The following is a 23907-nucleotide window of genomic DNA, read 5'->3' as shown; positions in this document are numbered from 1 at the left end:
TCTTCGTGCCTGAATGTGTTCCTTAGACAAGTCCCATTCTTGCACTGCAGCAAGGCATCTCGCTTCTCAACACCCCATCAAACACCAGAAACCTCACCCCAAATCGGTGCATCCAGGCTCAAGCGGCAGGGGGCCGTCGACTTCGATACGCTCCTTCGTCGCTACTCAGCCCGGCGGCTTGCGCTCCGCACACCTCAGACGGCAGGGGTCAGCGCGTCGGCGTGGGCCCTACGGAGTGATCTCCGTTGAGCCGCTTGCGGATCAGTTCGGCACTGATCAGGCACATCGGCAGGCCGATGCCCGGCCGGGTGCTCGATCCTGCGTAGTACAACCCCTCGACCTTGCGTGAGCGGTTCGTCGAACGCAGGAATGCGCTCTGGCGCAAAGTGTGTGCCGGCCCCAGAGCTCCACCGCACCACGAGTTCACGTTGTCGACGAAGTCCGCGGGACCGACGGTGCGCCGGACGACGATGCGGTCGGCGAGGTCGGGGACACCGGACCACTGTCCGATCATCGCGATGGCACGGTCGGCGACCTTCTCGATGTCGGGGTCGCCGCCACCGTTGACCCCACCGTGTCCCAGACCCGGATCGGGCGGGACCGGGACGAGGATGAAGACGTTCTCGTGACCGTCGGGGGCAACCGACTCGTCGGTCGCCGACGGCTTGCACACGTACAGCGATGCGGGATCGGGTACCCGCGTGGGTGTTTCGAAGATGGCGTCGAAGTTGGTCTTCCAGTCCTCGGTGAAGAACAGCGAGTGGTGGGCCAGTTCGGGCAGCTCACCGCTCACGCCGAGATAGGCCAGCACCGCACCCGGCCCCGAGGTCGCCCGCTCCCAGTACCGCTGCGGGAAGGTCTGCAGGTCGTCGGGGAGCAGCTTCGTCTCGAGGTGGTGCAGGTCGGCCGCACCGACCACGATGTCGGCGAGCACATCTCGCGGGGAACCGTCAGCTCCCTGCACGCGAACCCCGACGACCTCGGCGCGGCGCCGACGTAGACGACCTGGTCGCTTCCGCGTCAGCACGGCGGTCGCCGCCGTACCGGTGTGGATCACCACGCCGCGTTCGCGTGCGACGCGTTCGAGTGCGTCGACGAGAGTCGTGAAGCCGCCCTGCGGATATCGGACTCCGTCGGCGAGATCGAGCCAGCTCATCAGGTGGTACATCGACGGTGTCCGCTCCGGCGACGAACCGAGGAACACCGCCGGGTACCCGAGCACCTGCTGCAGGCGCCGATCGCTGAAGCGCGCGGAGATGAAGGACTGCAACGAGCGGGTCAGCAGTGACACGAGGGTCGGCGCATGCCGCAATACCGGCAGGCTCAGGAACGCGCGTACGGAGTCGAAGCTGGTGTACAGGAACCGTTCGACGGCGAGGTCATATGCCTGTCGCGCGGTCCGGAGGTAGGACTCGAGAGCGGCTCCGGCACCCGGTTCGATCTGCTCGAACACCTCGCGATTGCGCTCGAAGTCGCCGAAGATGTCGATCGGTGGTTCGTCGGAGTCGTTGTCCCCGAAGAAGACTCGGTACCCCGGGTCGAGCCGGACGAGGTCGAGCTGTTCCTCGGTCGAGGTACCGAGCATCTGGAAGTAATGGTCGAAGACCTCCGGCATCAGCCACCACGACGGCCCGGTGTCGAACCGGAACCCGTCGGCGCTCCACAGCCCGGCGCGTCCACCGAGGTCGTCGTTCTTCTCGATCACCTCGACGTCGTGCCCGTCGTGGGCGAGCAGTGCGGCGGTGGCCAGTCCGGCGACACCGCCACCGATGACGACGATTCGTTTGCGTGCGGTCATGAGGTCAATCCCCTCGGTGTGCGCGGCATACCGCGGCGGGCGACGGCGGCGGCCGCGATCTTCGCCTTGCCGGCGTTGGGAACTCGGACGCGTTGCCTCCTGGCCTCGGCGGCCGAGGACTCCCGTAGGCGTGCGGTCAGTTCGGCGAAGAGGTCGTGTGCGGTGCAGACGGCGACCCGGCTGTTCGCCGGAAGGTACGGGATCGCCGCCGCGGCGGCGGTGAGATCGAGATCGATGTCGTCGAGCCACAGCGACCAAGCCCCGTCATCGGGGCGATCGGGGTCCAGGCCGACGAGGTATCGGCGACCCAGTCCGTCACTGTCCTCTCCGAAGTCGCGTAGGAAGTTGATCTTCTGGAACGCGGCTCCGAGACGACGCGCACCGGGCGCGAGGTGCTTGTAGCGGGCCTCGGACTTGGGCTCCTGGGCCAGGAACGCCCGCAGGCACATCAGTCCGACGACCTCGGCGGAGCCGTAGATGTAGGCGGCGAGGCTCTCGAAGTCATGCTCGATCTGCGTGAGATCCGCACGCATGGACGAGAAGAACGGCGTCACGAGGTCCAGGTCGATCCCGACGCGGCGCGCGGTCCGCGCGAAGGCGTGCACGACCAGGTTGCTGCTCGACCCGGTGATCATCGCCGCGGCGGTCTGTTCCTCGAGCTGGTCGAGTTCGTTGCGCCGGTCCACCAGACCCTGCTCGGGCCGCGGTGCGTCGACGATCTCGTCGGCGACGCGGACGAGCGCGTAGATGTTGCGCACGTCGCGGCGGATCGCGGGGGTGAGCAGGCGGGAGGCGAGTCCGAACGAGCTCGAGTACGACCTGATCACCAGCGCCGCACTCGCCTCGGCGACGGCGTCGTACCGACGATGTGGCGGGACCACTTCGGTATGACCGGGTAGATGCATCATCCGACGGCTCCTGCGGTGTGACGATGGGAATGTGAACGACGGGCCGACGACGGCGGGTATGCCGTGTCCGCTGGTCCCGACATCATGGATTCGACGCCCGTGCCGTGATCGGATGGGTCGAATCCACAAGCGCGCCGTCGACGAACCCGTGGGGATCGGGACCCGGGAGCTGCCGCACCTGGTCGGCGAACCAGGGGCTCACCGCCCAGGGAGTGCGTGCCACCAGGTCCCACACATCCGGGACCTCGGCCCAGGCGTACTCGGCGACCTCATCCGGATTCGGCTCGAGCGATCCCACCGGCCGTGCGACGAACACGGGGCAGATCTCGTTCTCGACGATGCCGCTCGCATCGACGGCGCGGTACCGGAAGTCGGGCAGGATGCAGCGCACCTCGTCGACGTCGATCCCGAGCTCACGCTGCGCATACCGGTGCACGGCGTCGACGACGGACTCGCCCGGACGCGGATGGCCACAGAACGAATTGGTCCACACTCCCGGCCAGCTGCGCTTGGACAGGGCCCGACGGGTCATGAGGATCCGGTTGCCGTCGACCAGGTGGCACGAGAACGCGAAGTGCAACGGGGTGTCGACGCCGTGCACGCCTTCGCGGTCGGCGGTACCACACGGTCGGCCGTCGGCATCGGCGAGAACCACCGAGTCGTTGGTCATCTGTTCCTCATCACAAGTCGAGATCGGGGGGCGAGCACAGGCTCACCCGATGTTCGGCACCGAGGCTCCGATCGGATGGGCCGTCGGCACGGGCCGGCCGGCGGGTGATCGGAGCCTCGGCGCACTCGCCTCGATGGTAGGCAGGTCCGGCCGATCAGTCCCGGTCGCCGAAGCCGGCGGCACGCATCAGCGCACACCAGGTGTCCACATAGGCATCGAGGTCGACGTCCCCGACGAGTGACTGCTGCACGACGATGCCCTGCATCACCGACACCATCGGCAAGGCCAGATCTGCCGGATCACCAGGAAGTTCGTGGCCGGCGTCGCGCCACCTGATCAGGACGCGCTCGAAAACTGCGCGGAGCCCCAGGACGATCTCGCGGACGATCTCGCGCAGCTCGGGGTTGTTGGCCGCCTCACCCCAGATGGTCATCACCATCCGGAAGTCGTCGGTCAGCGGTGCGATCTCGGCCATCACGTGCGCCGCGAGCACCCGGACGGCGTTCTCGGGCGAGGCGGGAGCGCCGTCACCGTCGGCGAGGTCGCCGAGGCCCGCTTCGTATGCCTGGAAGACCGACCGCGCGACCGCGGCGATCAGTTGCTCCTTCGACGAGTAGTACGAGTAGACCGCCCCGGCGCTCAGGCCCGACTCCCGGATGACGTCGGACATCGACGCGCGATGGAAACCCTTCTCGGCGAAGCACCGGCGCGCGGCGTCGAGGATCTGCCGGCTCCGCTCGAGCTTGCGTTCCTCGCTGATCTTCGGCATTCGACGAGTATAAAACGAATCTTCGTTCTTGATTGATCATCCATCCGGGGTGCATACTTCTAAAACGAGAGTTCGTTCTTTTTGGGAGGTCGCGATGACCACGTACATCGAACCGTCAGATCAACTGCCCCTCACCGAGAAGAGGTCGGAGCCCGCGCCTCACGGACCGTCCTGGCGACTTGTTGCCGTGCTCGTCCTCGCCATACCGATCGTCGTCAGCACGATCGCCGCCATGTTCGTCTCCCTCGCGGTGGACCCCGAGCCGCACGACGTCCCCCTCGGCCTGGTCGCGCCGGCACGCGCCGCACAGGCCATCGAGTCCGCGCTGGCCGCCCAGGCCGGAGACGACGCCTTCGTCGTCGAGCAGTTCGCCGACGCCGCCGCCGCCCGGCGTGCGATCGAGACCCGCGACATCGTCGGCGCCGTCACCGTAGGCGCGCAGGGCGTCACCGTCCTGACGTCCGAGGCGGGATCGCCGGCGCTGGCGCAGATCGTGGCCGGGGTCGGGACGGGCATCGCCACCGCGCAGTCGTTGCCGGTCACCACCGAGTCGGTGGTCGCTCCGCCGTCCACCGATGCCCGCGGCACCGGATTCGCGGCCGGTCTGCTCCCGCTGCTCATCGCGGGTATCGCACTCGGCGCATCGGCCGCGATCGCTCTCGCCGGGCGGGTGTGGATGCAGGCCACCGTCGTCCTCATCGGCCCACTGGTCGCCGGACTCGGTTTCGCGGCGGTCTGGTCGTGGCTGGGCGTGATCGACGGACGCGTGGTGCCGGTCGCCATGGCGCTGGCGCTTCTGATCGGCGCCATCTCCTGGTTCGCCGCCGGCGCCGGCGCACTCCTCGGGACACCCGGCGTCGGTGTCGCGGCGATCCTGATGATGCTGATCTCCAACCCGCTCTCCGGGCTCGCCTCCTCGCCGTATCTGCTCCCCGCGCCGTGGGGAACGCTCGGCCAGTGGCTGCCGACCGGAGCGGGCGGCACCCTCACCCGGTCGGTCGCCTACTTCCCCGACGCCTCGACCGCCGGTCCGGTGTGGATCCTGCTCGGCTGGATCGCCGCCGGCGCAGTCCTGCTCGCGCTCGCCGGCCTACGCCAGCGACGAGTCTGAGTCAGGCGGGCGGCCGCGGGTCTGCCGGAACACCGCGACGAACAGCTGGAGAAGGCCGATCATCGCCAGGATCGCACCGACCCCGGCGATGAGCGCCGCCAGCGCGTCGGCATCACCGTCGGACAGACCGACCTGCCACACGACGGTGGCCGCGACCGTCGCAACCAAGGCGAGGATGACGCGCGAGGGCCGCTCCCAGACCGTGACCCTTCCGGGGCCGGCCATCCCGGCCGCCTGGGCCGTCGCCCGAGTTCCCTCCAGGAACAGGGTCAGCACCGCGATCACCACCCCCAGCCACGGAGGCGCACCGGCCATCACGACGATTCCCGCGAGGAAGATGTCCGACCAGCGATCGGCCATGGTGTCGAGAACCCGGCCCCATTGCGTCGCCGAACCGGTCTGGGCGGCGATGGCGCCGTCGACGCCGTCGAGAACGGCGGCCACCAGGATGAGGACAGCCGCCACTGCGAACCATTCGGGTCCGGCAAAGGTCACCGCGAACGCGATTGCGGTGACCGCGGCCCCGCAGACGGTGATCGCGTTCGGCGTGACACCCAACCGCACGAGTGGTCGCGCACACGCGTTGCTGAGGAGAACCCACCGTTCGACCCAGAACGATGCGCGTGGATCGATTCCGCCGTGCAGCTCCGACCACGCGTCGAGCACGGTGTCCCGGTGCGACCTACGTGCGCGCCGTCGGTCACCGGCGAGGCGACGTGGTTCAGCCGACACGGTCGTCGACCCGAGCGCCGTCGAGGGCGTGCCCGAGAGCCCATCCGACGATCACCAGCACGTGCAGGACGTAGAGCCAGAGCCCGACCGCCACCACTCCACCGATGACGCGCAGGCCGCCGTAGGGGATACCGACGTCGATCGGCAGGGACAGGAACAGCAGGAATCCCTGCGCGAATCCGGCGATGAACGACGCCGTGACGAGCGCGGTGACCCCGGCGACCGCCAGGCTCGGACGCCCTGGGGTCACCTTCCAGTACACCCACGTCAACGCCACCGCGAGACTCAGCCAGACGGTGACGAATCCGACGACCACACGGGTCGCGAGGTCCCAGAAACCTCCGGAGCCACCGCCGTCGGGCGCCAGTCCCGTGATCGACCCGCCGACCGTGACCGCGATGTGCGCCAGCGGCGGGACCAAGACGAACAGCGCGAGGACCGACAACCGGGATCGCCACCCGGTGAAGCGATCCCGTTTCGGATAGAAAGTCAGGCAGGCCCGGCGTAGGCCCTCCCCGTAGAACGATGCCGGGAAGAGGAGTACGAGAGCGCTCAGCACGGACAGTCCGGTGCCGATCAGAACCGCCTCGTCGAAGACCCCTCGGGCGCCCATGTCGGGTGGGATGAGCACGTCGAGACCCAGCCACGTGCTCTCCGCGGACGACGCCCCGCGAATCCACGTGGTCGACCAGATGCCCAGCAGCACCCACGGCACCACGGCGATCGCGGCGTAGTAGGTCAGTGTCGCCGCGGCGGCAGCGAGGTCGCCGCGGGCGAGGACGGCCCGGGTGTCGGACACCACCGCACGCACATCGAACGACCGCGTCTCGGGCACGCAAGTCGCCGGCGGGGCAGAGGAACTGAGGGTCACCCTGTCCGGTGTACCGGAAAAAGGTCTCGACTAGGCACGTCGCGGGCGGGCAATCCGGGCATCGATGTCACAGCGAGGTCACACCGACGCGAAGAGCGCGATCGCCATCCCGATCATGATGACCGCCACGACGGCGTCGAGGATCTTCCACGCGCGCGGGCTGGCGAAGATGTGGGACAGCCGGCGGGCGCCTCCACCGAGCGCGGCGAACCACACGATGCTGGCCAGACACGCCCCGATGGCGAAGGCCCACTTGCCGTTTCCGTGACCGTTGGCGATCGCACCCATGGTCAGGACGGTGTCGAGGTAGACGTGCGGATTGAGCCAGGTGAGCGCCAGCGCGGTGCCGACGGCGACCCACCGACCGGCCGATTCGGCCTCGTCGGCGTTCGCGGCGATGGCCTCGTTGCTGCGGAGACAGCGTTTCGCGGCGAGCAGTCCGAGCCCGAGCACATAGAGACCGCCGACGATCTTGGCGACGGTGATCACCTGAGGGTGGGCGGCGACGATCGCGCCGAGTCCCGCCACCCCCGCGACGATCAGCACGACGTCGGAGATCGCGCACACGGCCACGATCACACCCGTGTGCCGGCGTGTGACGCCCTGCCGGAGGACGAAGACGTTCTGCGGACCGATCGCGACGATCAGGCCCGCGCCGGTGAGCAGCCCGGCGATCGCGGGGAGGAGGTAGGTGGACACCCTGCGAACGTTATGACCGCCGCGTCGATCAGTACAGCGAATGTTTCTGATGAATCATGAGCTGTACTTCATCTAGCGTGGTCGCATGGACATCAGCCAGGAAGGTCTGCGCACGCTGGCGGCGGTCGTGCGTGAAGGGACGTTCGACGCGGCGGCGGCGTCGCTGCACATCACGCCCTCGGCGGTGAGTCAGCGGATCAAGGCGCTGGAGTCGGCGGTCGGCCGGGTGGTGCTGCGCCGGACCAAACCGGCGTCGGCGACCCCCGACGGCGAGGTGCTGGTCCGGCTCGCCAGGCAGTGGGAGTTGCTGCTCGCCGAGACCCGCGCCGAGTTCGTCGGAGACCCCGGCGACGACGATGCCCCGGTCACCGCACGGCCCCGGGTTCATCTCCCCATCGCGACGAATGCGGACTCGCTGGCGACCTGGCTGCTTCCGGTTCTTGCCCGGTTCCACCGGGAGCACGCGGTGGCGGTCGAGGTGTTCCGCGACGACGAGACGCGCAGCGGCGCTCTGCTGAAGTCGGGTGACGTACTCGCCGCGGTGACGTCGGAACCCCTGGCCGTGCGTGGCTGCACCCTCCACCCGCTCGGCAGCATGCGGTATCTGCCCGTCGCGACACCGGAATTCATCGAGACCTGGCTGCCCGACGGTCTCGACGCCGAGGCTTTGTCGAAGGCCCCGATGGTCCAGTTCGACCGCAACGACCACATCCAGCTGAACATGGTCGCGGCGCTGGCCGGCCGCGCCGTCGATCCGCCGGCCGCCTACATCCCGGCGTCGACCGAGTACCACCGTGCGGTGACCCTCGGAATCGGTTGGGGCGCAGTACCCGTCGTCCAGATCCGCGAGGCACTCGACGACGGCCGGGTGCACCTGATCGCCGACCATCACCTCGACGTCCCGCTCTACTGGCAATACTGGAAGCTCAGTTCGCCTCTACTGCAACACCTCACGGACCTGGTGCTCGCGGGCGCCGCGGAGGTGCTGCGGTAACCCGAGACAGCGGCGGACTGGTCAGTCGTTGACCGCCACCAGCGTCGGCGGCACATCGTCGACGAGTGGGTTCTCGATCTCGTCGCGCCACATGCGGGCCGCGACGTAGAACGCCCACGCGATCGGCACCGGCAGGAGACCGGCCAGGACGAACGTCGCGGTCAACCCGATCGCCGACGAGACCGGAGCGGCGATCGCCATCGACACCGGCATCAGCGCGACCGACACGAAGAAGTCGAGACTTGCTATCCGGCCGAGCAGTGCCGGCGGGACACGACGCTGAAGCAGCGTCCCCCACAACACCATCGGGCCGTCGAACAGGACTCCCATACCGAAGCCCGCCGCGACGAACAGCCAGGTCGAATCGGCGACCCCCATCAGGACGAGCGGCACGCTCGAGAACGACCAGACCCCGAACATGACCGTCAGATACCGCCGGGGCATCGGCAGCGACGCGAACACCAACGATGTGACGGCCGCGCCGATACCGAATCCGGCCAGCACCCACGCATGCTGCGAGGCGCCACCCTCGACGCGCTCACGCAGGGCGAAGGGCACGAGCACCTCGATCGGACCCAGGGTCGCCAGCACCAGGACACACGCGAAGAACAGCGTCCCCCACAGCCACGGGGTGCGGATCATGTACACGAAGCCCTCGACGAGGTCGACGACCACACCGCCGGCCCCTGCGCCGGTGGGCGCGATCTCCGACTCGGAACTCGCCGGTTCGCCCAGTCGTCGCGACGTCACCGGGGTCATCACCAGATAACAGAACCCCGACGCGATGGACGCGATCGCGGCCAGCACGACCGCCTGCCCCGGCGCGGTGGCCCCGATGACGGCCCCGGCCACCATCGGACCGACCGCCTGGAACACCACCGGGCGGAAGAAGCCCTCGATACCGTTCGCCGCCTGCAGTTCCGACGACGAGACCACACCGGGCAGCAGCGCCGAGTATGCCGGGTAGTACATGCCCATCGTGGCGCCCGCGAGCAGCGATGCCACCACGACCATCCAGAGATCGAGAACACCGGCCACGGACGCCACACCGACGGCGCCGAAGGCCACCATCTTGGTGACTTCGAGGCCGATCATGATGTGGCGCTGCGAGATCCGGTCGGCCAGCACACCGCCGGCGAGGGTCGAGACGAGCATCCCGACCGCTGCCGTCCCGGTCGCCAGCGACACCTGTCCCGGTCCGCCACCGAGGGCGATGACCTGCCAGATCACCGCGATCGTCCAGATCCCGTCACCGAACATCGCCAGGATCAGGCCCGACGCCAACAGCCGGTACTGCCGTCGCGCCAGGGGCTTCAGGGCGCGCGGCAGACGGGTGTCGACGTCGGTGCTCACCCCTCGAGCTTGCCGGACGCCGACGTTCTCAGGCCAGCGAATTTCCGCCGGTGAGGACGATCAGCTCGCCCGGCGGGAGGCCTTCTTGGCGGGCGTCTTCTTCGCCGTGCTCTTGGAGCCCGACGATCCAGAGCTGCTCTTCGAGGTCGCCTTCTTGGCGGGAGCCTTCTTCGCCGCGGCCTTCTTGGCGGGAGCCTTCTTGGCAGCCTTCTTCTCGGCCGTGTCCTTCTTGTCCGCCTCGTCCTCGTCGGAAGCCCCGCGGTCCTTCACCGAGGCACGCAGAGCCGCAAGCAGATCCGCGACCTCGGAATCCTCCTCGCCGGGCTTCTCCTCATCCGACTCGGGGAACGCCTCGCTGCCCTCGGCTTTCGCCTCGATGAGTTTGGCCAGCTCGTTCTGATAGGTGTCCTCGAACTCGGACGGATCGTAGTCGGAGGCCATCGACTCGATCAGCGACGCCGCCATCTTCAGTTCCTGGTCGCGGATCTCGGTGTCCTCGTCGAGAAAACCGAAGTCGGGTTTGCGAACTTCATCCGGCCATAGGAGTGTCTGCAGGGTCATCACGCCGTCGACGACGCGCAGCGCCGCGACCCGCGTGCGGTTCCGCAGGGTGAACGTCGCGATCGCCAGGCGATCGGTTTCCTCGAGCGCCTTGGCCAACAGCACATAGGCCTTGGGCGACTTCGACGACGGTTCCAGGTAATACGGTTTGTCGAAGTAGATCGGATCGACCTGTTCGACCGGCACGAACTCGAGGATCGAGATCTCCGGGCTCTTCTGCACCGGCAGCGTCGACAGGTCGTCCTTGGTCAGGATCACCGTCTCGCCCGATTCCGATTCGTAGGCGTTGGCGATGTCGGAGTAGTCGACCTCGGAGTCGGTTCCCTCGCGCACGCGCCGGTAACGGATGCGGGTGCCGTCGGAGGAGTCGACCTGGTAGGACTTGCGGTCGTGACTCTCCGTCGCGGAATAGACCTTGACCGGTACATTCACCAGGCCAAAGCTGAGATCGCCCTTCCAGATCGAGCGCATGTCGGCCATTGTGCCAGGAGTTCGTGTGCGACGTCGGCAACCGGGCGCAAACACGTCCGGGCCGACACCCGCGCAGGCGATCCACCGGCCTCCGGCCGTCGGGTGTGGACAATGGAGTGATGGCAGGCGGAGAGATCCTGGAGGTCGACGGCCGCCGGATCTCGATCACCAATCTCTCCAAGGTGCTCTATCCGGCGACCGGGACACGCAAATACGACGTCATCGACTACTACTCGCGCATCGCCGATGTGATGCTGCCGCACCTGCGGAACCGCATCGTCACCCGCAAACGCTGGCCCAACGGTGTCGAGTCGACGCCGTTCTTCGAGAAGGATCTGCCCGACAGCGCGCCCGACTGGGTTCGCCGCCATGGCATCCAGCACAGCGAGCGGGTCATCGAATACGCGCTGGCCGAGGATCGCGCCACGCTCGTCTGGCTGGCCCAGATGGCTGCGCTCGAGATCCATGTCCCGCAGTGGCGGCTGCCGATCGGCCCCGACGGCGAACGCATGGCCAACCGGATCGTCTTCGACCTCGACCCCGGTCCGCGTGTCCCCCTGCACGAGACCGCGGCCGTGGCGGTGGAGATCCGCAACTGGCTGGGCGGCACCACCACCTACCCGGTGACCAGCGGCGGCAAGGGTATTCACATCTACGCCCGGCTGCCCAAACCGGTGAGCTCGGAAGCCGCCCGGAAGGTCGCCCGTGAGGTGGCCGACGAGTTCGCGCGGCAGCACAGTGATTTCATCACCGCCAACATGTCGAAGAAGATCCGCGACGACAAGGTCTTCATCGACTGGAGTCAGAACAACGCCTCGAAGACCACCCTGTCGCCGTATTCGCTGCGCGGACGCGAACAACCGTGGGTCGCCGCGCCCCGTACCTGGGATGAGATCGAGGACCCCACTATCGCCCAGTTGCTCTACACCGAGGTCCTCGACCGAGTGGCCGACGTCGGCGATCTCCTGGCGGGTCTCGACGCTCCGTACGACGACGATCCGGCCACCTCGGACGACGTCGTCGGTTCCTCCGATACCGGTGACGATCTCGCCGACCCGGACACGTTGCGGGAGAACATCACCTCCGACGACCATGACGGCGCCGGCGACGACCACGCGGAGGAGACGCGGTCGGGTCAGATCATCAATCTGCGTGAGTACCGTCGTAAACGCGACGAGTCGAAGACGCCGGAACCCTTCGGCGACGAGAACCATCGGCAACGCCTCCGGGAATCGGAGGACGACGTGGACGAGGATCATCCGGAATCCGCGCCCCGCGCACCGATCTTCGTGATCCAGGAGCACCACGCACGGCGACTCCACTACGACTTCCGTCTCGAACACGACGGCGTGCTGGTCTCGTGGGCGGTGCCGAAGAACCTCCCCACCGATCCGGACCAGAACCGACTCGCGGTCCAGACCGAGGACCATCCGATGGATTATGCCGACTTCGAGGGCGACATCCCGGCCGGGGAGTACGGCGGTGGTCACGTATCGATCTGGGACAAGGGCACTTTCGAGCTGGAGAAGTGGCGGGAGAAAGAGGTCATCGTCCGCCTGCACGGCGAGCGGCTCCAGGGCAGGTACGCACTGATCCGCACCGGTGACAAGAACTGGCTCGCCCACCTGATGACCGACGAGCCGCGCCCCATGGTTCCCGACAGTCTCACTGATCCCAGACCGATGCTCGCCACCGACGAGCCGATCGACAAGCTCAACGGGCGCGACTGGGCGTTCGAGGGCAAATGGGACGGTTATCGACTCCTGGTGCGGTCGATCGGCGGCGAGTTCCGGCTGACGTCCCGCTCGGGGATCGACATGACGAACGATTTTCCCGAATTCGCCGGAATCACCGACGATCTCGGGCTCATGGATGTGGTGCTCGACGGTGAGGCGGTGGCCATCGACTCCAGCGGCCGAACCAACTTCACGCTGTTCACCTCGCGTAAGCACACCGAGGAGCCGTACACACTCAAGCTGCACCTGTTCGACATCCTGTATCTGAACGGGACGTCGTTGCTACGCAAGCCGTGGTCCGTACGGCGCGAGATCCTCGAGGAACTCGCGCCGGCCTTTCGTCGCTCGACGTACATCGATGTGCCGCCGCTGCTTCCGACGCCGGCGAGTGCGGCGATCGAGTACAGCCGCGAACACAACCTGGAAGGTGTCGTCGCCAAACGCCGTGACTCGGTGTATCAACAGGGCCGACGCTCCACCAAGTGGCTCAAGCACAAGAACTGGAGCGACATCGAGGTGGTGGTCGGTGGCTATCGTCCCGGGCGCGGCAACCGGTCGCACACCGTCGGATCGCTTCTGCTCGGCCTGCCCGAGGAGACCGGGCTGCGCTACGTGGGCCGCGTCGGAACCGGATTCACCGACGCGCAGTTGCGCTCTCTCGCCGAGGAACTCGAACCGCTGAAGATCTCGCGGTCCCCATTCCTCGAGAAACTCGACCGTCCCATCGCGTCGAGCGCGGTCTGGGTTCTGCCCAAGATCGTCGGCGAGGTGCGCTTCATGGACTGGACCACCGCCGGCCATCTGCGCCACCCGAGTTGGCGCGGTATACGCCGGGACAAACTACCCGGGGACCTCTGATGACATATTCCGCCGACCCACCGACGAACAAGCTCGACCGCTCTGTGGTCGTGACCGGTCTCGTGATCGTGTCGGGGATGATCATGGTGGTTCTCGACACCACCATCGTCAACGTCGCCCTGGACTCGCTGAGCTCCGAACTCGACGCCTCGCTGTCGACGACCCAGTGGGTGGTCACGGGTTACCTGCTCGCAGTGGCCCTGGTCATCCCCCTGACCGGCTGGGCGATGGATCGCTTCGGGCCGAAACCGACCTGGATAACCGCGGTGACGCTGTTCGTCGCGGGATCCGCGCTCTGTGCGGCGGCCTGGTCGATCGAGAGCCTCATCGTGTTCCGCATCCTGCAGGGACTCGGGGGCGGCATGCTGCTGCCGGCCGGACAGGCCATCATCACCCGCGCCGCGGGCCCGGACCGGCTCGGCCGCGCGATGGCCATCCTCGGCGTCCCCATGCTGCTCGGACCCGTCCTCGGACCGGTGATCGGCGGTCTGCTCGTCGAATACACGAGCTGGCACTGGATCTTCCTGGTCAACGTGCCGGTCGGCATCGTCGCAGTGGTCCTCGCGGCGTGGAAACTGCCGCACGGAGACAAAGCACCGGACCGTGACCGCCTCGACCTCCTCGGTCTCGCCGTACTCTCCGGCAGCCTGGTCTGCCTGCTCTACGGGCTGTCCCGTGCGAGCTCCCATGGTGGTTTCGGCGATGCGGATGTACTGGGGTGGCTCATCGGCGGTGTCGTGGGTCTGAGCCTCTACACGTGGCACAGCCTGCGCAAGGGCGCCGACTCGATCGTCGACGTCCGGCTCCTCACCAACAGGGTGTTCGCCGCGGGCACGGTCACGGTGTTCCTCGTCGCGATCGGGCTCTTCGGCGGCATGCTCCTCCTTCCGCTCTACTACCAGACCGTGCGTGGTGAGGGCGCACTTGATGCCGGCCTGCTGCTCGCGCCGCAGGGACTCGGCGCGATCGTGGCAATGGTGATCGGCGGACGGATCACCGACCGGATCGGCGCCGGGTACGTCGTGCCGGTCGGTGTCGTGCTGGCGATGGTCGGCACGTACCCGTTCACCCACGTGGGTGCCGACAGTTCCTATCTGTGGCTGAGCATCGCCCTGTTCGTGCGCGGTATGGGCCTGGGTTCGGTGATGATGCCGACGATCTCGGCCGCCTACAGCGATCTGAGCAAGGAGGTCGTGACGCGCGCGGCCCCCACCCTCTCCGCGATTCAGCAGGTCGGGGCGTCGTTGGGCAGTGCCCTGCTGGTCACCGCCCTGACGCAACGACTCACGCACGAGCTGTCCTCCCGAGGCCTGTCCGCGCCGGGTGGCGGTAGCGACCAGATAGGTTCCGTCCCACCGGAAGCCATGCCCGTCGTCGGTCCGATCCTCGCCGACGCATTCGGCTACGCCTTCTGGGTCGCGTTCGCACTCACGGCGGTGATCTTCCTGCCCGCGATCTTCCTGCCGCGGCACCGAACCCGGGAAGCGGCCGCGGCGCCGCCCGCCGGACTCTGACGGTTTCGCGGGCACGACCTGAATGCAGCAGCCCACCAGGAGGAGTCACCCATGACACCCGACGTCCACGGCGAGACGATCACGGTCCCCGCAGCCTACGGCGACACCGAGATGTATGTGACCCGGCCGGCAGCCGCGGACGAGTCGCCGCTCCCCGGCGTCCTGTTCATCACCGATGTGATCGGACTCCGCCCGCGCACCCGCGCGATGGCCGACCGCATCGCGTCGTGGGGTTACGTCGTCGCAGTGCCCCATCTCTTCTACCGGTACGGCACCGCCGACGAGTGGGCCCCGGCCGACGATCCGCTGCTGCCCGGGGCTCTCGGCGCATTCTTCCGGGCGGCGATGCCCCGCGCGTCGACTCTCACATTCGACGTCGCCCGCGCCGACCTCGTCTCCTACCTCGACGCCCTGCGCTCGGTGCCCGGTGTCTCGTCCGGCCCGATCGGCGTCACCGGCTACTGCATGGGCGGCCGGCTGGCGCTGAACCTGGCGGCCGCGCGTCCCGCCGAGGTCGCCGCCGTCGGGATCTTCCACACCGGCAAGCTCGTGACCGAGGACTCCGACAGCCCTCACCTCCATCTCGTCGACATCGACGCGTTCGTGCTGGCCATCCACGCCGACAAGGATCGCTCGCTGCCCCGCACCGCCATCGCCCGGTTCGAGCACGCACTCATCTCGAGTGGGGTCACCCATTCGGCGACCGTCTACCCGGGGGCCGAACACGGGTACACGATGTCCGACATCCCCGCCTACCACCACGAGGCCTGTGAACACCATTTCACCGAGCTGGAGGCGCTGTTCCGGCGAACCCTCACCACCTGAGCGCCGGCCGGGACCAGTGCGCCATCAGACCTACCGGCCGGTCAGACGAATGAGCCACACCAACGCGAGCGGAGTGTGTTTCGACTCGTGGCGCCACCGTGGTGCGCGTCGCAGCCGGGCCTAGGACTAGCCTCGTGGGAGTCAGTGACCGTGACAGGAGCTCTTCGTGTTCGTTGTCGCCCACATCAGCGACCTTCATTTCAACGGGACGCGGTTCAACCGAAGCCGCATCCAGTCGACGCTGAGCTACATCAACGCGCGGGCAGCCGGAATCGACGCTCTGCTGGTTACCGGTGACATCGCCGACGAAGGTATGCCGAGCGAGTACCGAGAGGCCTTCGGCGTTCTCCAGAGTCCCCTGCCGATGCTCATCACCGCCGGCAACCACGACGTCCGCGAACCGTTCAGTGCCACACTGCTCGGCGCCGAGACCTCCGGACCGATCAACCACGCCCGACGCGTCGGCGACGTGTTGTTCCTGATGTGCGACAGCTCGATCCCCGGACGCAACGACGGCTACATCGACGACGAGACGCTAACCTGGATGTCCGCTCGACTCGAGGCGGAGGACCCGCAGACGCCCGTGTTCATCGCCTTCCATCACCCGCCCGTCGAGCTGCACATGCCGTTCATGGATTCGATCCGGCAGACCGGTGAGGAGCGACTGGTCCCCCTCGTCGAACGCCACCCGAACATCGTCGCGTTCCTGTGCGGCCACGCACACACGCCCGCGGTGACCCGATTCGCCGACCGCCCACTGTGCGTCGCGCCGGGCGTCGCGTCGACGCTGAACCTCCCGTTCGAGGGCAACGAGGTCGTCAATCGCGGCCAGCCGCCCGGTATCGCCTTCCACATTTACGACAAGGGCCGACTCGTCACCCACTACCGATCGGTCATGTTCTGACCGACCTCAGCCCTCGGTCCCCGAACCGATGGCCGACGACCCGGCGTCGAGCAACTGCTTGAGGACCTGGCCACCGATGTCGGCGAGCAGACCGGGGCCGGGATCGGGGAGGTTCTGCGGGAGCGCTCCGGGTTGGTGGGTCGTGGGGATTCGCGCGGTCCGGGTGGCTTCGAGCCGGATACCCCGCGTCTGATCTTTGGTCAGCGGAGTGAGGTACTTGCTGAGATCGGTGGCGGTGGTGAGGGTTCCGACGACCCGCAGTCCGGTCGCCCCGAAGTCCGCGGCACCGCGACGGATGTGGTTGGGCGAGGTGACCAGGACGATGTCGCGAATGCCTTTCGCACGCAGGATCTCCGACGTGTTCTGCGCGTTGGCGACGGTCGATCCCGACTTGTCCTCGGTCAGGATGCGCGTGGCGGCGACGCCGTTGTCGATCAGCCAGGTCTTCATCGCGGCGGCCTCGGTGATGCCGTTCTTGGGCACCCCGCCGGTCACGACGATCGGTGCAGCCGTGGTGATCTCGGCCTGCGATTTGCCCGCCGACACCCGATTCACCAACTCCGGGGCCATTTTTCCGTTGGCGTTCAGGCCGAATCCGAGAACGACGATCGCGACCCGCCCGGCAACCGGCTTGGGCGTGGTGTCCGGCACGATCCGCGCAGCCGTGGCGACGCCGGAGATCACGTTGCGTGCTGTGGTGGCCAGGAGTGGATTCAGCACACGCAAGCGACTCAGGGCGGCGTTGCTGACCGAGGCATCGTCGATCTGGTCGGACCAGATCGCCTGCAGTGCAAGCGCATCGGTGTCTGCGGGCGCAATCGTCAGCGCCTGCTGCAGGGCCGCGAGACCGCCGGCCACGTCCCCGTTGGCGAACTTCGACTGCGCGTCGTTGTACAACCCGGCCGGGTCGACGGCATCCGCCACCGTCACCACACTCGCGCCGTCGGCGGGGAGCGACCCGACGGCCACACCACCGAGCGCGGCAACCGCGATGGTGGCGGCAGCCGCCAGCCGAAAGCGCTTCACTCTGGTAACACCAGTCACTCGCGTAACAGTAGGAGAGGTGCGCAACGGCCCCGCACCCGTCCGATTCCAGATCGATAACGGGTGCGGGGCCGGTCCGGAGCGCGCCGCGGTCGGCGATCAGCGGCGCAGGCCGGCGACCTTCAGCAGTTCCGGTCGACGCAGGACGAGTCCGATCCACATCAGGACGCCGAGGTAGACCGCGAACAACACCGTGCTGAAGAGCGGTTCCTCGATCCGCATGTTCGCGGTGACCGCGCCGCCGAGGTAGGCGGTGATGCCGAGCGCGCCCAACACGGCGGTCCGCGGGATCGCATACACGACAAGGCAGATGAGCAACACGATGCCCATGACGATGGCCTGGTCGGAGTCGAAGCCGAGCTTCTCGGTGCCGTCGACCACCGACTGCGGTCGGGTCAGCTTGCCCACGACGTCGAATGCGAGGAATGCGCCGACGAGCACGCTGATCACGATCCCGCTGATGCGGCGCCGGTTTCGGCCCCGGCCGGTGTCGGACGGACGCGTTGTGGTGGTGTCGGTGGTCATGATGTTCTCCCTTGTGGACGAGCGGTCTGGTTGTCGTGCAGGGATAGACACCGCTCGTGCGGAAAACTCATCGATGGATCACCCGGCGCACTCTCCGGCGGTCGTCAGCTTCACCACCGGGTACTCGCGGGTCGCCTTCTTCTGATACTTCGCGTACCTGGGTTGCGCACTGACGACCGCATTCCACGCGGCTTCTCGTTCCGGGCCGGTGAGGACCACCGGCGTGACCGGAACCGGTTGTGCGCCGTGCCGTTCCACGGCGGCGGCGTCGGGATGCGCCACGAGGTTCGCATACCAGTCCGGATTGCCCTCTCCACCACCGGAAGCGACGACCAGCCAGTCGCCGTCGTAGGGGAACCAACTGAGCGGTGTCTCTCGTGTTCGGCCCGACTTGCGTCCTTTGGTGCGCAGGATGACCATGTCCATCCCCCACATCGTCCCGCTCTTGGTGCGAATCCGGGCCACGGTGCGCTCATTCATCTTCCGCTGATACCACTGCCAGACAGACATGACTCTCCTTTGGTTCGCTCTCTGACCCTGTCGTCTGACCAGACGCTAACCGCCAGACACGCGCGGCCGCTTCTCGATTCCTGCTCGATACGCGCCCGGCACACAAAAGACCCCCGGCAGCCTCACCAAACGTGGACTGCCGGGGGTCTTCTGAGTGTGTTCTCTTCTACAGCGCCTTGAGTTCCTCGATGACGCTGTCGACGCTCTTCTTCGCGTCGCCGAAGAGCATCGAGGTGCCGTCGGCGAAGAACAGCGGGTTCTCGATGCCGGCATAGCCCGAACTCATCGACCGCTTGAGCACGATCACCGACCGTGCCTCGTCGACGTTGAGGATCGGCATGCCGTGAATCGGGCTGCTCGGGTCGTTGCGCGCCGCGGGGTTGGTGACGTCGTTGGCGCCGATGACGATCGCGACATCGGTACGGCCGAACTCGCCGTTGATGTCATCCATCTCCTTCATCGCGTCATATGCGACGTCGGCCTCGGCCAGCAGCACGTTCATGTGACCGGGCATACGACCGGCGACCGGGTGGATCGCGTACTTGACCTCCACCCCCTTGGCCTCGAGCAGGCTCGCCATCTCCTTGACCGCATGCTGGGCCTGCGCGACGGCCAGACCGTAACCGGGCACGACGATGACCTGATTCGCGTACGCCATCTGGATCGCGGCATCCGCGGCCGAGGTGGCCTTGACCGTGCCGCCCTCACCGCCGGGACCACCGGCAGCCGCGGCGTCGCCACCACCGAAGGAACCGAACACGATGGCCGGGATCGACCGGTTCATCGCCTTGGCCATCAGGTTGGTCAGGATCGAGCCCGACGCGCCGACGATCATGCCGGCCACGATCAGTGCCGTGTTGTCCAGCGCGATACCCGCAGCGGCCGCCGACAGACCGGTCATCGCATTCAGCAGCGAGATGACCACCGGCATGTCCGCGCCACCGATCGGGAACACCACGAACAGACCCATCACACCGGCGGCGAGCAGCAGCCCGACCATCCACCAGACGCTCGCCCCGCCACCGTCAGCGGCGTCGACGCCCAGGTAGATCGCCAGTCCCAACGCGACCAGCAGCAGCACGATGTTGGCCGCCTGGAACAGCTTCGCATTCGCCACGAAGGTCTTCTCCAGACCCTTGGGCATGATCTCCTGCAGCTTGGCGAACGCCACCAGCGAGCCCCAGAACGAGATCGAACCGATGATCGCCGCAATCAGCGAGCCGACCACCAGCGGCGAGGCCGGTTCGGTGTTGTGGAAGACCGAGAACCCGGAGGTCTCGATGAACTCCGCCCATGCGATCAGCGCCACCGTGCCGCCGCCGACACCGTTGAACAGCGCGACCAGCTGCGGCATGGCCGTCATCTTGGTCTTCAGCGCCGGCGGAATGCCCAGCACCACACCGAGAACCAGACCGATGACGATCAGGATCCAGTTGATCGTCGGCACCCCGACGGTCGAATGACCGTCCTCGCCGACCGCACCCGAGTTGTAGATGTAGAGCAGGGTCGCGGCCACGGCCAGACCCATACCGGTCGCGGCGATCCAGTTGCCGCGCACCGCGGTCTTGGGTCCGGTCAGACCCATCAGACCGTAGATGAACAGCGAGAACGACACGATGTAGAGGGCCATCACCAGATACGAGACGCCCTCGCTGGGCGTGTGCTCGCCTGCCGCGAGCACCAACTGTGACACCGATGATTCCTGGGCGCCGATCACTTGGCGGCCTCCTTCTTACCCTTGAACATGCCCAGCATCCGGTCGGTGACCGCGAAGCCACCGATGACGTTGAGCGTGCCGAACACCAGCGCGACGAACGCGATGATGCGCACGCCCCATCCGGCGTCGGCGGGCAACTTGCCCAGGACCACCAGCGCGCCGAGCACGACGATGCCGTGAATGGCGTTGGTACCCGACATCAGCGGGGTGTGCAGGGTGTTCGGAACCTTCGAGATGACCGCGAAGCCAACGAATCCGGCCAACACCAGGATCGCGAGATTCGCGAGAAGTCCGGCGTACATCAGGCAGACACCCCCTCAGAGGTTGCACGGGTGACGCACGCAGCGGCCACCACTTCGTCACCGAAATCCGGTGTGATGGCACCGTTCTCGTCGAGCATCAGCTCGATCAGCGCCAGCAGGTTCTTCGAGTACAGCTCGCTGGCATGCTCGGGCATGGTCGCGGGAAGGTTCAGCGGCGCGGTGATCGTCACGTCATGTTTGACGACCGTCTCACCGGGCTCGGTCAGCTCGCAGTTGCCGCCGGTCTCCCCGGCCAGATCCACCACGACACTGCCGGGCTTCATGCCCTCGACCGCAGCGGCGGTCACCAGACGCGGTGCCGGGCGTCCCGGCACCAGCGCGGTGGTGATCACCACGTCGAAGCCCTTGATCGCGTCCTCGAGCGCCTGCTGCTGCTGGGCGCGTTCGGACTCGGTGAGTTCGCGGGCGTACCCGCCCTCGCCGGCGGCGTCGATACCCAGGTCGAGCCACTGCGCACCGACCGACCGCACCTGCTCGGCCACCTCGGGCCGCACGTCGTAACCGGTGGTCCGTCCGCCCAGACGCTTGGCCGTGGCCAGGGCCTGCAGACCGGCCACACCCACTCCGAGCACGAGGACCGTCGCCGGCTTCACCGTGCCCGCGGCAGTCGTCAGCATCGGGAAGAACCGGGTCGACTGATCGGCAGCCACGACCACGGCCTTGTAGCCGGCGACGTTGGCCTGCGAACTCAACGCGTCCATCACCTGCGCACGGGAGATACGCGGGATCGCCTCCACCGCATACGCCTCGACACCCGCATCACGCAGGGCACCGATCTTGTTGTCGGCATTACGCGGAGCCAGGAAACCGATCAGTTTCTGACCGCTGCGCAGCTTGCCGATCTCATCGTCCGACGGCGGCGACACGCGCAGCACCACATCCGCCGAATACGGATCTCCGATCGTGGCTCCGGCCTCGGTGTACGCCTCGTCGGGGATCAGGGCGCCGAGACCGGCCCCCGACTCCACCACGACGGGCACACCTTTGCCCACCAGCGAGGCAGCCACCTTCGGGACCAGCGCCACACGGCGCTCCCCCGGGGCTGTCTCGCGCACGACACCCACTGTCATTTCACTCACCCTGTCTGGCGGCGACGCCGGGTAGGCGCCGCCTTGTTTCGGCGCCTTCTCGGCGCACATGTCTACAACGCCGTGACCTGCGTGCAAATCGTGCAGCTCCGCCATGTGTCGGCGGTGCGGACGACCTGACGCAGGTCACGAAGTGCTCGGGCTTCGACAGCGATGACTGTCACCCGGCTCACATATAGAGGTTGGGAAAACATAACACGGGCTCTCAGCGTCAGCTCAGGAGAGTCGGATACCTCACTCACCTCTTGACAACAGCATTGCTCATGATCTTTATGCAGCAGGTATCCGCGGTCGAACCCGCTGGTGAGACGATCAGGCGATGGTGTATCTGCGCTCGTCCAGACCGGTCGCGCCGTCCGGGGCGGGTGACTGGTACCGCTCGACCTGAGGGCGCCCCTGCTTGTCGATCGCCCGGCACGTGACGGTGTGATCTCCCTTGTCCGCCTGCCATACGAACTTCCACTGGCGCCAGGTGTCGACGCTGTACTCGGTCGCGAGCTCCGCGGGTTGCCACGGACCGTCGTCGATGCGGACCTCTACGCGCTCGACGCCGATGTGCTGCGCCCACGCGGTCCCGGCGAGGACGACCTCGCCCGCCGGATGTGAGGTACCCCTGGCGGGCCGATCGATACGCGAGGCCAGTTTGATCGGTCCCAGGGCAGACCATCCGCGGTCGGTCCAGTACGCCTTCGCCTCGGAGAACCTGGTGATCTCCCAGTCGACGACCCATTTGGTCGCCGACACGTAGCCGTACAGACCCGGGACCACCTGGCGGACCGGATAACCGTGCTCGATCGGCAACGGGCCGCCGTTCATGCCGATCGCGAGCAGTGCGTCGCGGCCGTCGGTGATCGTCGAGATCGGAGTGCCACAGGTCCACCCGTCGACACTGGTGGACAGCAGCATGTCGGCGCCGGGCCGTACGCCGGCGAGGTCGAGGACCCTCTGCATCGGCACGCCGAGCCACCTCGCGTTGCCGATCAGGTCTCCCCCGACGTCGTTGGACACGCACGCGAGCGTCACCAGTCGTTCGGTCATCGGCATCGCCACCAGGTCATCCCAGGTGAGCGTCACCTCCTTGTCGACCTCTCCGTGTATGCGCAGCCGCCATTCGACCGTGGTGAGCGTGGGCACCTGGAGAGCGGTGTCGATCCGGTAGAAGTCGTCGTTACCGGTGATGAAAGACGTTGCGCCCGAGAGGTTCAGTTCGGTGCCGGCCGGAACCGGCGGCGCCGGGACGGCCGGCTTCGGGAGCAGGATCCGCGCGCGGTCGGCCAGGGTGTCGGCGGCGTCGGAGAGCATGCGGCGACCGATGACGCCGATCGCGACGGCGGCCACGGCAACACCACCCGCGGCGAGAACGAACCGCCGCGAGAGCGGTTGGCGGCGATCGTCTTCCGTGTGGACGTCGGGATCGATCGGCGACGGTTCGTCGTCGAGCTGGGCGAGCAGCAGCCGCAGCACGACGATGCCCACGACGCCGGCGATGATCGAGGGCAGCGCATACGTCCACGTCGCGCCGGGCCGGTTCACCGCCGCCAGCACGCCGACGGCCGCGAAGACCGCGATGATCGCCGAACCCGCCGGAGGCCTGCGGCGCTCGAGATACCCGCAGGCGCCGGCGATCGCGGCGATGATGACGCCCATCCCGACGAACAGCGCGACCTTGTCCGCGATACCGAAGGTCTCGATTGCCCATTCCCGGACCGCCTCGGGCGAGTGGTCGACCACCGACGATCCCACCGCGAAGTACGGCGACGCATCCGGTGACACCGGAACCGCGGCGATCTCGCCCACCGCCAGTCCGGAACCCACCGCGACGACGCCCGCCAGCCAGGGGGCCGCGGCGTGCGCACGACGGGTCGACAAGAAGGTCACACTTCTTGATACCGGAGTTCGCACCGGTGGCGGCGGGTCGCGCCGGAA

Annotated in this window: 22 protein-coding genes; 6 read left to right on the top strand and 16 right to left on the bottom strand. The window is 67.3% G+C overall.

All coding sequences use genetic code 11. From position 1 onward, the window contains the following. Positions 1 to 208: 208 nt before the first annotated feature. The 4 genes from crtI to NWF34_RS22985 form a co-directional block, all read right to left on the bottom strand. Positions 209 to 1798: a phytoene desaturase family protein gene (gene crtI, locus NWF34_RS23000; protein ID WP_024499422.1), complete on the bottom strand. Its 1590-nt coding sequence runs from the start codon at positions 1796 to 1798 to the stop codon at positions 209 to 211. Next, entirely contained in the window at positions 1795 to 2706 is a 912-nt protein-coding gene (locus NWF34_RS22995) for a squalene/phytoene synthase family protein (protein ID WP_024499421.1), read from the bottom strand. Before NWF34_RS22995 ends, crtI begins: the two co-directional genes overlap by 4 nt. Positions 2707 to 2788: 82 nt before the next feature. Next, a complete protein-coding gene (gene idi / locus NWF34_RS22990; protein WP_024499420.1) occupies positions 2789 to 3376 on the bottom strand; it encodes an isopentenyl-diphosphate Delta-isomerase in 588 nt (195 codons plus the stop codon). 154 nt (positions 3377 to 3530) lie between these two features. Continuing rightward, positions 3531 to 4145 carry a TetR/AcrR family transcriptional regulator gene (locus tag NWF34_RS22985; RefSeq protein WP_024499419.1) on the bottom strand — a complete coding sequence of 205 codons (615 nt, stop codon included), beginning with the start codon at positions 4143 to 4145 and terminating at the stop codon, positions 3531 to 3533. 94 nt (positions 4146 to 4239) lie between these two features. On the opposite strand from NWF34_RS22985, the gene NWF34_RS22980 reads away from it, so the two are divergent. Further along, positions 4240 to 5256 (top strand): hypothetical protein, encoded by a 1017-nt coding sequence (locus NWF34_RS22980; RefSeq protein ID WP_024499418.1) that lies wholly within the window; start codon positions 4240 to 4242, stop codon positions 5254 to 5256. Here the strand turns inward: NWF34_RS22980 and NWF34_RS22975 are convergent. From NWF34_RS22975 to NWF34_RS22965, 3 genes are all read right to left on the bottom strand, one after another. Next, the gene (locus NWF34_RS22975; RefSeq protein WP_024499417.1) at positions 5236 to 5922 is read right to left on the bottom strand and encodes a CDP-alcohol phosphatidyltransferase family protein; all 687 of its coding nucleotides are present in this window, start codon (positions 5920 to 5922) and stop codon (positions 5236 to 5238) included. The genes NWF34_RS22980 and NWF34_RS22975 overlap by 21 nt on opposite strands. Before the next feature lie 55 nt (positions 5923 to 5977). Further along, complete coding sequence (locus NWF34_RS22970) at positions 5978 to 6859, bottom strand: YhjD/YihY/BrkB family envelope integrity protein (protein WP_024499416.1); 882 nt, start codon at positions 6857 to 6859, stop codon at positions 5978 to 5980. A 78-nt stretch (positions 6860 to 6937) separates the two neighbouring features. Next, positions 6938 to 7558: a LysE/ArgO family amino acid transporter gene (locus tag NWF34_RS22965; RefSeq protein WP_024499415.1), complete on the bottom strand. Its 621-nt coding sequence runs from the start codon at positions 7556 to 7558 to the stop codon at positions 6938 to 6940. A gap of 85 nt (positions 7559 to 7643) precedes the next feature. Here NWF34_RS22965 and NWF34_RS22960 point away from each other — a divergent pair, with 85 nt between their 5' ends. Further along, positions 7644 to 8552 (top strand): LysR family transcriptional regulator ArgP, encoded by a 909-nt coding sequence (locus NWF34_RS22960; protein ID WP_024499414.1) that lies wholly within the window; start codon positions 7644 to 7646, stop codon positions 8550 to 8552. Between the two features lie 21 nt (positions 8553 to 8573). Here the strand turns inward: NWF34_RS22960 and NWF34_RS22955 are convergent, their stop codons facing one another. Further along, a complete protein-coding gene (locus tag NWF34_RS22955) occupies positions 8574 to 9905 on the bottom strand; it encodes an MFS transporter (RefSeq protein ID WP_258326173.1) in 1332 nt (443 codons plus the stop codon). Between the two features lie 60 nt (positions 9906 to 9965). Beyond that, complete coding sequence (locus NWF34_RS22950) at positions 9966 to 10946, bottom strand: Ku protein (RefSeq protein ID WP_024499412.1); 981 nt, start codon at positions 10944 to 10946, stop codon at positions 9966 to 9968. A 110-nt stretch (positions 10947 to 11056) separates the two neighbouring features. Here NWF34_RS22950 and NWF34_RS22945 point away from each other — a divergent pair, with 110 nt between their 5' ends. From NWF34_RS22945 to NWF34_RS22930, 4 genes are all read left to right on the top strand, one after another. After that, the gene (locus tag NWF34_RS22945; protein ID WP_024499411.1) at positions 11057 to 13531 is read left to right on the top strand and encodes an ATP-dependent DNA ligase; all 2475 of its coding nucleotides are present in this window, start codon (positions 11057 to 11059) and stop codon (positions 13529 to 13531) included. Then, positions 13531 to 15045, top strand: coding sequence for a DHA2 family efflux MFS transporter permease subunit (locus NWF34_RS22940; protein ID WP_258326172.1), 1515 nt, complete (start codon positions 13531 to 13533; stop codon positions 15043 to 15045). The genes NWF34_RS22945 and NWF34_RS22940 overlap by 1 nt, the downstream gene beginning before the upstream one ends. Positions 15046 to 15096: 51 nt before the next feature. Continuing rightward, positions 15097 to 15870: a dienelactone hydrolase family protein gene (locus NWF34_RS22935; protein WP_258326171.1), complete on the top strand. Its 774-nt coding sequence runs from the start codon at positions 15097 to 15099 to the stop codon at positions 15868 to 15870. Positions 15871 to 16036: 166 nt separating this feature from the next. Continuing rightward, the gene (locus NWF34_RS22930; RefSeq protein WP_258326170.1) at positions 16037 to 16774 is read left to right on the top strand and encodes a metallophosphoesterase; all 738 of its coding nucleotides are present in this window, start codon (positions 16037 to 16039) and stop codon (positions 16772 to 16774) included. 6 nt (positions 16775 to 16780) lie between these two features. On the opposite strand, the gene NWF34_RS22925 is transcribed toward NWF34_RS22930, so the two are convergent. From NWF34_RS22925 to NWF34_RS22895, 7 genes are all read right to left on the bottom strand, one after another. Further along, entirely contained in the window at positions 16781 to 17800 is a 1020-nt protein-coding gene (locus NWF34_RS22925; protein ID WP_258326169.1) for a YdcF family protein, read from the bottom strand. 117 nt (positions 17801 to 17917) lie between these two features. Next, positions 17918 to 18343, bottom strand: coding sequence for a DoxX family protein (locus NWF34_RS22920; protein WP_258326168.1), 426 nt, complete (start codon positions 18341 to 18343; stop codon positions 17918 to 17920). 78 nt (positions 18344 to 18421) lie between these two features. Further along, the gene (locus tag NWF34_RS22915; protein WP_258326167.1) at positions 18422 to 18853 is read right to left on the bottom strand and encodes a nitroreductase family deazaflavin-dependent oxidoreductase; all 432 of its coding nucleotides are present in this window, start codon (positions 18851 to 18853) and stop codon (positions 18422 to 18424) included. 166 nt (positions 18854 to 19019) lie between these two features. Beyond that, positions 19020 to 20546, bottom strand: a complete 1527-nt coding sequence (locus tag NWF34_RS22910) for an NAD(P)(+) transhydrogenase (Re/Si-specific) subunit beta (RefSeq protein WP_024498325.1) — start codon at positions 20544 to 20546, stop codon at positions 19020 to 19022. Between the two features lie 20 nt (positions 20547 to 20566). Continuing rightward, positions 20567 to 20872, bottom strand: a complete 306-nt coding sequence (locus tag NWF34_RS22905; protein ID WP_004020381.1) for an NAD(P) transhydrogenase subunit alpha — start codon at positions 20870 to 20872, stop codon at positions 20567 to 20569. Further along, positions 20872 to 21963, bottom strand: a complete 1092-nt coding sequence (locus tag NWF34_RS22900; protein WP_024498324.1) for a Re/Si-specific NAD(P)(+) transhydrogenase subunit alpha — start codon at positions 21961 to 21963, stop codon at positions 20872 to 20874. The genes NWF34_RS22905 and NWF34_RS22900 overlap by 1 nt, the downstream gene beginning before the upstream one ends. 330 nt (positions 21964 to 22293) lie before the next feature. After that, positions 22294 to 23850, bottom strand: coding sequence for a molybdopterin-dependent oxidoreductase (locus NWF34_RS22895; RefSeq protein ID WP_375295701.1), 1557 nt, complete (start codon positions 23848 to 23850; stop codon positions 22294 to 22296). Positions 23851 to 23907 lie beyond the last annotated feature (57 nt).

This window comes from Gordonia sp. GONU, from assembly GCF_024733855.1.
Taxonomy (GTDB): domain Bacteria; phylum Actinomycetota; class Actinomycetes; order Mycobacteriales; family Mycobacteriaceae; genus Gordonia; species Gordonia amicalis.
Note: the sequence above shows the minus strand (reverse complement) of the source record. Positions and strands in the feature narration are given on the sequence as shown.